Raw genomic sequence first — 13,392 nt, forward strand, 5'->3', positions numbered from 1 at the left:
TTACGGCCGGGGGCGCGCCGGATTACGGCAACGGTGCATCGTGCTCAGCCGGCGGTCCGCCCCGGGGTGAGGGCTGGGCCTTTCGTTCGGATCAGATCAGGCAAACGAACGGCCCTAGCGCCCCGAGGCCAGCGCCTCCGCCACGCCCGGCTCCCGCTCGCCGAGGAAGCGCGGGTCGGGGCGCAGCGCGGCGTCGAGGGCCGCCTTGCCGGCCGCGAACAGCTCCCGGGCGCCGCCGTAGTACCAGGTGGCGTCGTGGGGTTCGGCGACCCCGACGCCGTACGAATCGACACCGGCCGCCCCGCACAGGGCCACGGCCCGTTCGACGTGGAAGTCCTGGGTGACGAGGACGGCCCGGTCGACGCCGAAGATCCTCTTCGCGCGGACGCACGAGTCCCAGGTGTCGAAACCGGCGTAGTCGCTGACGATCCGGTCGTCCGGCACCCCGCGTTCCCTCAGGTACGCGCGCATGGCGTCGGGCTCGTCGTACTCGGCCCGGCTGTTGTCGCCGGTGACCAGGACGACCTTCACCTTGCCCGCGCGGTGGAGCTCGGCGGCGGTGTCGAGCCGGTGCGCGAGGTACGGCGTGGGGCGGCCCTTCCACAGGCCGGCGCCGAAGACGACGGCGACGTCCCGCGCGGGCACGTCGGCGGTGGTACGGAGCCGGCTGTCGGCGACGGCGTGCGTCCAGGTGGCCGGGGCGAGCGCGAGGACGGCGCCGAGCATGAGGGCCTGCACGGTCCGGCGACGGGCCCGGGTGGAGCGCGGCAGGCGAATGGCGCCGCTCGGCCGGACGGCGCCGCTCGGCCGGGCCGGGACCCGGAGGAGCCGGGCGCACGCCCGCCTCAGCCGGGCGGGGACCCGGAGCAGCCGGGCGGGGACCCGCGCCCGAAGCCGTACACCTCGCATCGATCGACCTCCGTGGATCTCGCCCGCCCCGTCACCCCGTTCCACGTGTTCGACGCAGAACGGGACCGTTCGGTTCGCCGGGGTGGCGCCCGGAACCGTGCCCGGGGCCGTGGAGCGCGGCCGCGAGGGCGATGCCGAGCAGGGTGCCGAGGAGCTGCGCCCCGATGAAACCGGGCAGTGAGCCGGGGGCGATCCCGGTGAAGGAGTCGGAGAACGCGCGGCCGACGGTGGCCGCCGGGTTCGCGAAGGAGCCGGAGGAGGTGAACCAGATCGCCGCCAGGATGTACCCGGCCACGGCGACGGGCGTGAACGCGGTGCGGCCGGCGCGGCGCAGGCCCTCGATGAGCAGGACGAGCCCCATGGTGGCGACCGTCTCACCGAGCAGGAGGTGCGGTTCGGACCGCACCTGGGTGGACCAGGCCCCCGGCGCCCGACCGAACATCGCCTCGGCGAGCAGGGCGCCGGTGACGGCCCCGGTGAGCTGGGCGGCGAGATAGAGGCCGACCTCTCGGCCGCCCGGGGCGCCGTCCTCGCCCCGGCGGGACCACCAGTCGGCGAGGGTGACGACCGGGTTGAGATGGCCGCCGGACAGGGGGCCGAAGAGCGTGATGAGCAGCCCGAGCCCGATGGCGGAGGCGAGCGAGTTGGCGAGCAGGCGCACGCCGATGTCCTGGCTCAGATCACCGGCGCGGATGCCGGACCCGATGATGACGGCCACCAGGGCGGCGGTGCCGACGAGTTCGGCGACCAGGCGCCGGGGGAGCGTCGGGAGAGCGGAGGAAGACCTTCTCATAGTGGAAAATATATTCCGTAATATGGAAGCGTGAAAAGAAGGGGTGGAGGTTCGGAGGGCGGCCGTACCATCCGCGCATGATCATCGAAGCCGTCCGCAACAACGCCGAGTGGTGCGACACGATGTGCCGCGCCCACGGCCGGCCCGGGGCCTTCGGCCCACGGGCCTGGACCAACGGCCGCCGCACCCCGCCGTACTACCCCGACGCCGTCACGCTCGCCGCCGACGCGTCGGTACGGGACGTCCTCGACGGCATCGACCGCACCACCCCCGGTGCCTCGGTCAAGGACGGCTTCGCCCGTCTCGACCTGGCCGCCGACGGCTTCCGGCTGCTGTTCGAGGCCCGATGGATCCACCGGCCCGCCGGACTCGCCCTGCCCCGGCCCACCGCGACGTGGCGCCCGGTCCGCACCCCGGAGGAGCTGGCCGCCTGGGCGGCCGCCTGGAGCGGCGACGACCCCGGCGAGGCCGCCCTGTTCCGCCCCGAGCTGCTCGCCGACCCGGCGACGCGCGTGGTCGCCGGGTACGGCGCGGACGGCCGGATCGTCGGCGGGGCGGTGCTCAGCGACAGCGGCCCGGTGACCGGCCTCTCCAACCTCTTCACCGCCGAGGGCACCGACCCGGCCGACGTGTGGACCGGCTGCCTGGGCCTGGTGGCCGACGGCGCCCCCGCCGTCGGCTACGAGTCGGGGGACGACCTGGCGCCCGCCCTCTCCGTCGGCTTCGAGGAGATCGGCCCGCTGCGCGTCTGGCTGGACACCGGCGCCTGATCCCGGCCCCGGCGCCTGATCCCGGCCTCGGCCCTGATCCCGGCCTCGGCCACGACCCGACCCCGACTCCGGCCCTGCTCCTGACACGACGGAGAGGCGCAGGGTGAGGGCGCGGTAAACACTCGTGACGCCCGCGCAACGGGCAGGCAACGTGCGGACGTCAGGATCGGTCCATGACGGATCCGGACAGCACGTTCGACAGCACCGCCGACCTGCTCGGCCGGATCACGGCGCAGCTCGGCGTCCAGCTGGGCCAGAGGCGCCCGACCGGCCGCCCCGGCCCGCGACCCGACGCGGCCCCCGAGCACGCCGCCCAGGAGCACGCAGCCCACGAGCATCCCGACGAGACGCGCGGGCTCATGAGCGGCACCGCCCCCACCCTCATAGCCGTCGGACACGGCAGCCGCGACCCCCGGGCCCGCGCCACCCTCACCCTGCTGCTCGACCGGGTCCGCGAGCTCCGCCCCGGCCTCGACGTCCGCCTCGCCCACGTCGAGCTGAACGCCCCGCTCCTCACCGACACCCTCGCCGCCCTCACCGAGGAGGGCGGCCGGGACGCCGTACTCGTACCGCTCCTCTTCGGCCGCGGCTACCACGTCAAGCACGACCTGCCCGCCGCCGCGGCCACCGCTCCCGCCGTACGGACCCGGACCGCCGCCCCGCTCGGCCCGCACCCGCTGCTCGTCGAGGCCCTCGCGGACCGGCTCGCCGAGGCGGGCTGGACCCCGCAGGACAGCGCCTCGCGCTCCGCCGCCGTCGTACTCGCCGCCGCCGGCTCCCGCGACCCCGAGTCCCTCGCCGACATCCGCCGCACCGCCGCCCTCCTCGGCGAACGCCTCGGCGGCGTGCCCGTCGTCCCCGCGTACGCCTCCGCCGCCACCCCCACCGTCCCCGACGCCCTGCGCCTCCTCGCCGCCCGCGGCCGGCACCGGATCGCCGTCGCCTCCTGCTTCACCGCCCCCGGCCTCTTCGCCGGCCGCACCGCCGCCCACGCCCCCTGGATCGCCGCCGCCCCCCTCGGCGCCCACCCCGCCCTGGCCCGCCTGATCCTCCACCGCTACGACCGCTCCCTCGCCACGCCCACCCCCGCCTCCGCGCGGGAACTCACCTCCGCCTGAGGGCATGTCTGTCGGTCCCGGCGGTTACCTTCGGTGCATGGAAGGCATCACGGACACCCCGGGCTACGACGACACCGCGACCGAGCGCTGGGACGAGGAGCCCGACAAGCGCCCCGGGCGCACCGCCTTCCAGCGGGACCGCGCGCGCGTGCTGCACTCCAGCGCCCTGCGACGGCTCGCCGGCAAGACCCAGGTGGTCACCCCCGGCACCCGTAGCCACGCCTGGGACGCCAGCCCCCGCACCCGGCTCACCCACTCCCTGGAGTGCGCCCAGATCGGCCGCGAACTGGGCGCCGCCCTCGGCTGCGACCCCGACCTCGTCGAAGCCGCCTGCCTCTCCCACGACATGGGCCACCCGCCCTTCGGGCACAACGGCGAACAGGCCCTCAACGACTTCGCCAAGGACTGCGGCGGCTTCGAGGGCAACGCCCAGTCGCTCCGCCTCCTCACCCGGATCGAACCCAAGCGGTTCGTCCAGGACGCCGGCGGAGACCTCGTCAGCGTCGGCCTCAACCTCACCCGCGCCGCCCTGGACGCCGCCACCAAGTACCCCTGGCCGCGCGGCGGCCACCCCGACGACCCGCACTCGCCCAAGTTCGGCGTGTACGAGGACGACCTCCCCGTCTTCGACTGGGCCCGGCGAGGCGCCCCCGAACACCGCAAGTGCTTCGAGGCCCAGGTCATGGACTGGTCCGACGACGTGGCCTACTCCGTCCACGACTTCGAGGACGGCCTGCACGCCGGCCACATCGACCCGAACATGCTCTTCTCCGAGCCCGAGCGCGCCGACATCTGGACCGTCGCCATCGGCCGCTACGTCCCGCGCGACACCGACCCGCAGGAACTCGCCGACGCCCTCGACCGCCTGGTCGAACAGGAGTGGTGGCCGCACGGGTACGACGGATCGGCCGTCGCGCAGGCCCGCCTCAAGGACGCCACCAGCCAGCTGATCGGCCGTTTCTGCCTCGCCGCCGAGGGCGCCACCCGCCGGCGGTACGGCAGCGGCCGCCTCACCCGGTACGGCGCCGAACTCGTCGTCCCCCGCGAGATCCGCAACGAATGCGCCGTCCTCAAGGCCGTCGCCGACCGGTACGTCATGCAGCGCGCCGAGCAGGAAGCCCTCCGCGCCGACCAGCGCATCGTCCTCGCCGAACTCGCCGAGGCGCTCACCGCCCGCGCACCCGAGGGCCTCGACCCGCAGTTCCGCGCCCTGTTCGACACGGCGGGCGACGACCGCGCCCGCAAGCGGGTGATCGTCGACCAGATCTCCTCCCTGACCGACGCCTCCGCCCGCACCCTCCACGCCCGCCTCCGCCTCCACCCCTAGGGCGTCCGCCGGATCTTGGCCGGACGTCCCCGACTCGCCCCCTTCCGCCATCACGCTGCGTGCGGGACGCTCGTTCGGGGGCTCGGGGCGGTACGGCTCGCCGAACGCCCGGAGGCGTAGCGTGGAACCGGTCGTAACGAGGAGGAATCAACGTGGTCGACGCAGATCAGACCTTCGTCATCGTCGGCGGAGGACTCGCCGGGGCCAAGGCGGCGGAGACTCTCCGCGACGAGGGGTTCAACGGCCGGGTGATCCTCATCGGAGACGAACGCGACCATCCCTACGAGCGCCCACCACTCTCCAAGGGCTACCTCACCGGCAAGGAGGAGCGGGACACCGTCTTCGTCCACGAGCCCGCCTGGTACGCGCAGAACGACATCGAGCTCCACCTCGGCCAGCCCGTCACCGCCGTCGACCGCGAGGCCCGCACCGTGCGCCTCGGCGACAACACCGTCATCCGTTACGACCGGCTCCTCCTCGCCACCGGCGCCGAGCCGCGCCGCCTCGACGTCCCCGGCACCGGACTGGCCGGCGTCCACCACCTGCGCCGGCTCGCCCACGCCGACCGGCTCCGCCACGTCCTGGCCGCCCTCGGCCGCGACAACGGCCATCTGGTGATCGCCGGCGGCGGCTGGATCGGTCTGGAGGTCGCCGCCGCGGCCCGCGGCTACGGCGCCGAGGTGACCGTCGTCGAGTCCGAGCCCACCCCGCTCCACCACGTCCTCGGCCCCGAGCTCGGCCAGCTCTTCGCCGACCTGCACGCCGAGCACGGCGTCCGCTTCCGCTTCGGCGTCCGGCTCACCGAGATCGTCGGCCAGGACGGCATGGTCCTCGCCGTCCGCACCGACGACGGCGAGGAGCACCCCGCCCACGCCGTCCTCGCCGCCATCGGCGCCGCCCCGCGCACCGCCCTCGCCGAGACCGCCGGGCTCAACCTCGTCGACCGCGCCCACGGCGGCGGCATCGCCGTCGACGCGTCGCTGCGCACCTCCGACCCGGACATCTACGCGGCCGGCGACGTCGCCGCCGTCCCCCACCCGCTGCTGCACACCCGGCTGCGCGTCGAGCACTGGGCCAACGCCCTCAACGGCGGCCCCGCCGCCGCCCGCGCCATGCTCGGGCAGCCGGTCTCCTACGACCGCGTCCCGTACTTCTTCTCCGACCAGTACGACCTGGGCATGGAGTACTCGGGGTGGGCGCCGCCCGGGACGTACGACCAGGTCGTCCTGCGCGGCGACGTCGGCAAGCGGCAGTTCATCGCCTTCTGGCTGAAGGACCGCCAGGTGCTCGCCGGGATGAACGTGAATGTGTGGGACGTCACAGAAGCCGTCCAGCGGCTCGTCCGCACCCAGTCCCCGGTGGACACCGATGCCCTCGCGGACCCCTCCGTACCCCTGGAGAGTCTGATCTGATCAGCCCGCCGCCCCCGTAGACTTCACGCGTGGCAGGCAGGATCAACGATGACGACGTGAAGGCGGTACGGGACGCGGTCCCGATCGACGCCGTCGTGTCCGAGTACCTCCAGCTGCGCAACGCCGGCGGCGGCAACCTCAAGGGCCTCTGCCCCTTCCACGACGAGAAGTCGCCCTCCTTCCAGGTCAGCCCCAGCAAGGGCCTGTTCCACTGCTTCGGCTGCCAGGAGGGCGGCGACACGATCGCCTTCGTGATGAAGATCGACCACCTCTCCTTCTCGGAGACGGTCGAGCGCCTCGCCGCCAAGGCGGGCATCACCCTGCGGTACGAAGAGGGCGGCTACAACCCCGGTCACCAGCGCGGCGAGCGCATCCGCCTCGTCGAGGCCCACCAGGCCGCCGCCCAGTTCTACGCCGACCAACTCGGCGGCGCCGAGGCCGAGATCGGCCGCAAGTTCCTCGCCGAGCGCGGCTTCGACCAGGCCGCCGCCGAGCACTTCGGCGTCGGATACTCCCCGGCCGGCTGGGACCACCTCACCCGCTTCCTGCGCGGCAAGGGCTTCTCCGACAAGGAGCTGATCCTCTCCGGGCTCTCCCAGGACGGCCGCCGCGGCCCCATCGACCGCTTCCGCGGCCGGCTCATGTGGCCGATCCGGGACGTCGGCGGCGAGGTCGTCGGCTTCGGCGCGCGCAAGCTGCGCGACGACGACAACGGCCCCAAGTACCTGAACACCCCCGAGACCCCGATCTACAAGAAGTCCCAGGTCCTCTACGGCATCGACCTGGCCAAGAAGGACATCGCCAAGGTCAGCCGCGCCGTCGTCGTCGAGGGCTACACCGACGTCATGGCCTGCCACCTCGCCGGCGTCACCACCGCCATCGCCACCTGCGGCACCGCCTTCGGCGGCGACCACATCAAGATCCTCCGCCGGCTCCTGATGGACAACGGCTCGGCCCGGGTGATCTTCACCTTCGACGGCGACGCCGCCGGCCAGAAGGCCGCCCTGCGCGCCTTCGAGGACGACCAGAAGTTCGCCGCCGAGACCTACATCGCCATCGCCCCCGACGGCATGGACCCCTGCGAGCTGCGCCTCGCCAAGGGCGACCAGGCCGTCGCCGAACTCGTCGAGCCGCGCACCCCGCTCTTCGAGTTCGCCCTGCGGCAGATCGTGAACCGCTACGACCTGGAGACCCCGGCGGGCCGCGCCGCCGCCCTCGACGAGGCCGCGCCGATCGTCGCCCGGATCAAGAACATCGCCTCGCAGCACGAGGTCGCCGTCCAGCTCGCCGGCATGCTCGGCATCCTCGACACCCAGTTCGTCGTCAAGCGCGTCGCCCAGATCGCCCGCTGGTCGCGCGACCGCGGCGGACGCGGCCCCGCCCCCGCCGACCGCAACCGCCACGCGGCCCCGCCGATCCAGGCACCCGCCCCCCAGACCGGCCCCGCCCTCAACCTGCGCAGCCCCGCCCACCGCACCGAGCGCGAGCTGCTCAAGCTGGCCCTCCAGCGCCCCGAACTGGTCTCCCCGGCCTTCGACGCGTACGGCATCGACGAGTTCACGGCCCCGCCCTACGCCGCCGTACGCCAGTGCATCCAGGACGCGGGCGGCGCCACCGGCGCCCCCGCCGACTATCTGACCGCCGTCCGCGAGGCCGCGCCCAACGACACCGTCCGCGCGCTCGTCACCGAACTCGCCGTCGAGGCGATCTTCGCCAGGACCGTCGACGAGAACTACGCCGGCGACCAGCTCGTCACGGTCCGCCTGCGCGCCGTCGACCGCCGCATCCGCGACATCCAGGGCACCCTGGCCCGCCTCGGCGCCAACGGCGACCCCGAGCGGGTCGCGGCCGTACAGAACGAGCTGTGGGTGCTCACCCAGTACGGCCAGTCGCTCCGCAACAACGGAGCCGCGGCGCTGTAGCCCGCCGGTCGGCCGATGGGCGAGGCACCAGCGCCCGGACCTCCTCGGGGGCTCCCACCCCAGCCGCCCGCCGTCCCGCCGGTCCAGCGGATGAAGTCCCCCTTCGTAGTCGGCCGGACTCAAAAAGTCACCGCACGCCCCTCGTGGGGGTGATGTGTCGTACCCCACACTGGATCCGGTGCCCGAGGCCTCGGAGCGCGGCCGGCCCATCGACCATGGGCCGATCACCCCCGCGGTTCCGGTCATCGTGTACGGGACGGAGCACAGCGGCCCGGCCGCCCCCGTCCCGCTGCCGCACGCCCCCGACCCGGCAGCGATCACCCTGGAGGTCGCCCCCGTGCAGACCCGGACCCTGCCCCCGGCCCCTGTCGTGCCCGAACAACACCCGGTCGCCGGCCACCCCGAGGCGGCCGCCCCCGACGACTTCGTCGACGAGGCCCCCGAGCCGCCCGAGTCACCCGTCCCCCGACGGGCCGACCCCGGCGGTAACGGGCCCTCCTCCGACCTCTTCCGCCAGTACCTGCGGGAGATCGGCCGCATCCCGCTGCTCACCGCCGCCGAGGAGGTCGACCTCGCCCGCCGGGTGGAGGCCGGACTCTTCGCCGAGGAGAGACTCGCCTCGGCCACCGACCTGGACTCCCGGCTGGCGCACGACCTGGACCGGCTCGTCGTCATGGGCCGGATGGCCAAACGGCGGCTCATCGAGGCCAATCTGCGCCTGGTCGTCTCCGTCGCCAAGCGGTACGTCGGGCGCGGCCTGACCATGCTCGACCTCGTCCAGGAGGGCAACCTGGGCCTGATCAGAGCCGTGGAGAAGTTCGACTACGCCCGCGGCTTCAAGTTCTCGACGTACGCGACCTGGTGGATCCGCCAGGCGATGTCCCGGGCCCTCGCCGACCAGGCCCGGACCATCCGCGTCCCCGTCCACGTCGTCGAACTCATCAACCGGGTCGTCCGCGTCCAGCGCCGCATGCTCCAGGAACGCGGCTACGAACCCACCGCGGAAGAGGTCGCCGCCCAGCTCGACCTGGCCCCCGAGCGGGTCGGCGAAGTGCTGCGCCTCGCCCAGGAACCGGTCTCCCTGCACGCCCCCGTGGGCGAGGAGGACGACGTCGCGCTCGGCGACCTGATCGAGGACGGCGACGCCGCGTCCCCCGTCGAGTCCGCCGCCTTCCTGCTGCTGCGCGAGCACCTGGAGGCGGTCCTCTCCACCCTCGGCGAGCGCGAACGCAAGGTCGTCCAGCTCCGCTACGGCCTCGACGACGGCAGGCCCCGCACCCTGGAGGAGATAGGACAGCTCTTCGGCGTGACACGCGAACGCATCCGCCAGATCGAGTCCAAGACCCTCAGCAAGCTGCGGGACCACGCCTTCGCCGACCAGCTGCGCGGCTACCTCGACTGATGCGCCTCAGTCGACCTCGGCGACCGCCTGGGCGAACTGGGCGGCGTACAGCCGGGCGTAGGCCCCGCCCGCCGTCAGCAGCTCGTCGTGCGTGCCCTGTTCCACGATCGAGCCGTTCTCCATCACCAGGATCACGTCCGCGTCGCGGATGGTGGAGAGCCGGTGCGCGATGACGAAGCTCGTCCGGCCGTGCGCCAGACGGGCCATCGCCTTCTGGATCAGCACCTCCGTGCGGGTGTCGACCGAGCTCGTCGCCTCGTCGAGGACCAGGATCACCGGGTCCGACAGGAACGCCCGCGCGATGGTGATCAGCTGCTTCTCGCCCGCGCTGACGCCCGACCCCTCGTCGTCCAGGACCGTGTCGTACCCGTCGGGCAGGGTGCGGATGAACCGGTCGGCGTGCGCCGCCCGGGCCGCCTCCTCGATCTGCTCCCGGGTGACCTCACCGGCCGCGCCGTAGGCGATGTTGTCGGCGATCGTCCCGCCGAACAGCCAGGTGTCCTGGAGGACCATGCCGATCGCGGACCGCAGGTCGTCGCGGGACATCTCCGCCACGTCGACGCCGTCGAGCGTGATCCGGCCACCGGTCACCTCGTAGAACCGCATCAGCAGATTGACCAGGGTGGTCTTGCCCGCGCCGGTCGGGCCGACGATCGCGACCGTCTGGCCCGGCTCCACCGTCAGCGACAGATCCTCGATGAGCGGCTTCTCCGGCTCGTAGCGGAAGGACACCCGCTCCAGGGCGACCTTGCCCTTGACCTCGGACGCCTTCCGCCAGCCTCGGGCCGGGGGCGCCCCGATCTCGCTCCGCCCGCTCACGGGGGCGTCCGGCGTCTGCTCCTCGGCGTCGAGGAGCTCGAAGATCCGCTCCGCCGAGGCGACACCCGACTGGACCAGGTTCGCCATCGAGGCGACCTGCGTCAGCGGCATCGAGAACTGCCGGGAGTACTGGATGAACGCCTGCACATCGCCGATCGACAGCGTGCCGGAGGCCACCCGCAGCCCGCCGACCACGGCGACCAGCACATAGTTGATGTTCGAGACGAAGAACATCACCGGCTGCATGACACCGCTGTTGAACTGCGCCTTGAACCCGGCCTGGTACAGCGCCTCGTTCTGCTCCCGGAAGCCGGCGGCCGACTCCTCCTGCCGCCCGAAGACCTTCACCAGCGCGTGACCGGTGTACATCTCCTCCACATGGGCGTTGAGCTTGCCCGTGGACTTCCACTGCTGCACGAAGTGCGGCTGCGAGCGCTTGCCGATCCGCGTCGCCACGACCACCGACACCGGCACGGTCACCAGCGCCACCAGCGCGAGCAGCGGCGAGATCCAGAACATCATCGCGAGGACGCCGACGATGGTGAGCAGCGAGTTGATCAGCTGCCCCATCGACTGCTGGAGCGTCTGCGAGATGTTGTCGATGTCGTTGGTCGCCCGGCTGAGCACCTCGCCGCGCTTGGCCTTGTCGAAGTACGACAGGGGAAGCCGCGCCAGCTTCGCCTGGACGTCCTCCCGCATCCGGTAGACCGTCCGGTTGATCACCCTGATCGACATCCGCGTGGAGACCAGCATCAGCAGCCCGGCCGCCACATAGATGGCCAGCGCCCACAGCAGGACATGGCCGACCGCCGTGAAGTCGATGCCACGGCCGGGGGTGAAGTCGACCCCGGACAGCATGTCGGCCATCCCGTGGTCGCCCCCGGCCCGCAGTCCGTCGAGCGCCTGCGCCTTGGTGGTGCCGTCGGCCATCCGCCGGCCGACCACGCCCGCGAAGACCAGGTCGGTCGCCCTGCCGAGGATCATCGGACCGACCACCGCGCCGGCCACGCTGAGCAGACAGGCGACCAGCATCAGCCACAGCGCCCCCCGCTCGGGCGCCAGGGCCTTCAGCAGCCGTCTGCCGGAGCCCTTGAAGTCCATGGACCGCTGGTCGGGGCCGCCCCCGGCCATCATCCGTCCGCCAGGACCGGCCATCAGGCTGCCTCCGCCTCGGTCAGCTGGGAGAGGACGATCTCCCGGTACGTGTCATTGCCCGCCATCAGTTCGTGGTGGCGTCCGCTGCCGACGACCCGGCCCTCGTCCAGGACCACGATCCGGTCGGCCTCCCGGATGGTCGACACCCGCTGGGCGACGATCACCACGGTCGAGTCCGCCGTCTCCTCGGCCAGCGCGGCCCGCAGCAGGGCGTCCGTCTCGTAGTCGAGCGCCGAGAACGAGTCGTCGAAGAGATAGATCTCCGGCCGCTGCACCAGCGTCCGGGCGATCGCGAGCCGCTGCCGCTGCCCGCCGGACACATTCGTCCCGCCCTGCGCGATCGGCGCGTCCAGCCCGGCGTCCAGCTTCTTCACGAACGAGGCCGCCTGGGCCACCTCGAGCGCGTGCCACAGCTCCTCGTCGCTCGCGTCGGGATTTCCGTACCGCAGATTCGTCGCCACCGTCCCGGAGAACAGATACGGCTTCTGCGGGACGAGCCCGACCGTCCGCGCCATCAGCCCGGGATCGAGCCTGCGCACATCCACCCCGTCGACGAGGACCTCGCCGCCGGTCACGTCGAACAGCCGCGGCACCAGACCCAGCAGCGTGGACTTGCCGCTGCCGGTCGAGCCGATGATCGCGGTCGTCTCGCCCGGCCGGGCGACCAGCTCGATCCCCTTGAGGACGGACTCCTCGGCGCCCGGGTAGCGGAAGTCGGCGCCCCGGACCTCCAGATGCCCCCGCCGCCGCAGCTCGCGCACCGGCTCCGCGGGCGGTACGACACTGCTGTCGGTGGCCAGCACCTCCTGGACGCGCTCGGCGCACACCTCGGCGCGCGGCACCATCATGAACATGAAGGTGGCCATCATCACGGCCATCACGATCTGCATCAGATAGGCGAGGAAGGCGGTCAGCGCGCCGATCTCCATCCCGCCGCTGTCGATGCGGTGCGCCCCGAACCACACCACCGCGACGCTGGAGACGTTCACGACCGTCATCACGGTCGGGAACATCAGCGCCATCAGCCGGCCGGTCGCCATCGACACATCGGTCAGCTCGGTGTTCGACCCCTTGAACCGCTCGCGCTCGTAGTCGTCCTTGACGAACGCCCGGATCACCCGATTGCCGGTGATCTGCTCGCGCAGCACCCGGTTCACCGTGTCGAGCCGCTCCTGCATGGTCCGGAACAGCGGCCGCATCCTCTTCACGATGAGCGACACCGCGATGCCCAGGACCGGCACCACGGCGAGCAGCACGCCCGACAGCGGCACGTCCTGCCCCAGCGCCATGATGATGCCGCCGACACACATGATGGGCGCGGAGACCATCAGGGTGAACGCCATCAGGACCAGCATCTGCACCTGCTGGACGTCATTGGTCGTACGGGTGATCAGCGAGGGAGCGCCGAACTGGCCGACCTCCCGGGCCGAGAAGGACTGCACCCGCTCGAAGACCGCGGCCCGCACGTCCCGGCCGAGCGCGGCGGCGGTCCGTGCTCCGTAGTACACCGCCCCGACGTTGCAGACGACCTGCAGCACGGAGACCGCGATCATCAGCGCGCCGAAGCGCAGGATGTAGCCGGTGTCGCCGTTCACGACACCGTTGTCGATGATGTCGGCGTTCAGGGTCGGCAGGTAGAGGGAGGCGCAGGTCTGCAGCAGCTGCAGGAGCACCAGCAGGGCGATGGGCTTCTTGTACGGTCCGAGATGGGTTCGGAGAAGTCTTATGAGCACGGGCTCTACTATCGCCCGCGCCCCCCGGACGT

Annotated in this window: 10 protein-coding genes; 6 read left to right on the forward strand and 4 right to left on the reverse strand. The window is 72.5% G+C overall.

Going from position 1 to position 13,392, the window contains the following annotated elements:
- Nucleotides 1-114 precede the first annotated feature (114 nt).
- Together ACWDX6_RS00790 and ACWDX6_RS00795 are read right to left on the reverse strand one after the other, a co-directional pair.
- Nucleotides 115-909, reverse strand: coding sequence for a SanA/YdcF family protein (locus ACWDX6_RS00790; protein ID WP_451482782.1), 795 nt, complete (start codon nt 907-909; stop codon nt 115-117).
- Between the two features lie 31 nt (nt 910-940).
- Entirely contained in the window at nt 941-1,702 is a 762-nt protein-coding gene (locus ACWDX6_RS00795) for an aquaporin (protein WP_451482783.1), read from the reverse strand.
- Between the two features lie 77 nt (nt 1,703-1,779).
- Between ACWDX6_RS00795 and ACWDX6_RS00800 the strand changes: the two genes are divergently transcribed.
- From ACWDX6_RS00800 to ACWDX6_RS00825, 6 genes are all read left to right on the forward strand, one after another.
- Nucleotides 1,780-2,472, forward strand: a complete 693-nt coding sequence (locus ACWDX6_RS00800; protein WP_451482784.1) for a hypothetical protein — start codon at nt 1,780-1,782, stop codon at nt 2,470-2,472.
- Nucleotides 2,473-2,645: 173 nt separating this feature from the next.
- Nucleotides 2,646-3,590, forward strand: coding sequence for a sirohydrochlorin chelatase (locus tag ACWDX6_RS00805; RefSeq protein WP_451482785.1), 945 nt, complete (start codon nt 2,646-2,648; stop codon nt 3,588-3,590).
- Between the two features lie 37 nt (nt 3,591-3,627).
- Complete coding sequence (locus ACWDX6_RS00810; protein ID WP_451482786.1) at nt 3,628-4,917, forward strand: deoxyguanosinetriphosphate triphosphohydrolase; 1,290 nt, start codon at nt 3,628-3,630, stop codon at nt 4,915-4,917.
- Between the two features lie 152 nt (nt 4,918-5,069).
- Nucleotides 5,070-6,329 (forward strand): NAD(P)/FAD-dependent oxidoreductase, encoded by a 1,260-nt coding sequence (locus ACWDX6_RS00815; protein ID WP_451482787.1) that lies wholly within the window; start codon nt 5,070-5,072, stop codon nt 6,327-6,329.
- A gap of 29 nt (nt 6,330-6,358) precedes the next feature.
- On the forward strand, nt 6,359-8,251 hold the full coding sequence (gene dnaG / locus ACWDX6_RS00820) for a DNA primase (RefSeq protein WP_451482788.1): 1,893 nt from the start codon (nt 6,359-6,361) through the stop codon (nt 8,249-8,251).
- 178 nt (nt 8,252-8,429) lie between these two features.
- On the forward strand, nt 8,430-9,653 hold the full coding sequence (locus ACWDX6_RS00825) for a sigma-70 family RNA polymerase sigma factor (RefSeq protein ID WP_451482789.1): 1,224 nt from the start codon (nt 8,430-8,432) through the stop codon (nt 9,651-9,653).
- Between the two features lie 6 nt (nt 9,654-9,659).
- Here ACWDX6_RS00825 and ACWDX6_RS00830 read toward each other — a convergent pair whose 3' ends face one another.
- Complete coding sequence (locus ACWDX6_RS00830; protein ID WP_451482790.1) at nt 9,660-11,627, reverse strand: ABC transporter ATP-binding protein; 1,968 nt, start codon at nt 11,625-11,627, stop codon at nt 9,660-9,662.
- Nucleotides 11,627-13,360, reverse strand: coding sequence for an ABC transporter ATP-binding protein (locus tag ACWDX6_RS00835; protein WP_451482791.1), 1,734 nt, complete (start codon nt 13,358-13,360; stop codon nt 11,627-11,629). The genes ACWDX6_RS00830 and ACWDX6_RS00835 overlap by 1 nt, the downstream gene beginning before the upstream one ends.
- Nucleotides 13,361-13,392: the final 32 nt, after the last annotated feature.

The organism is Streptomyces sp. NPDC003027, from assembly GCF_053591435.1.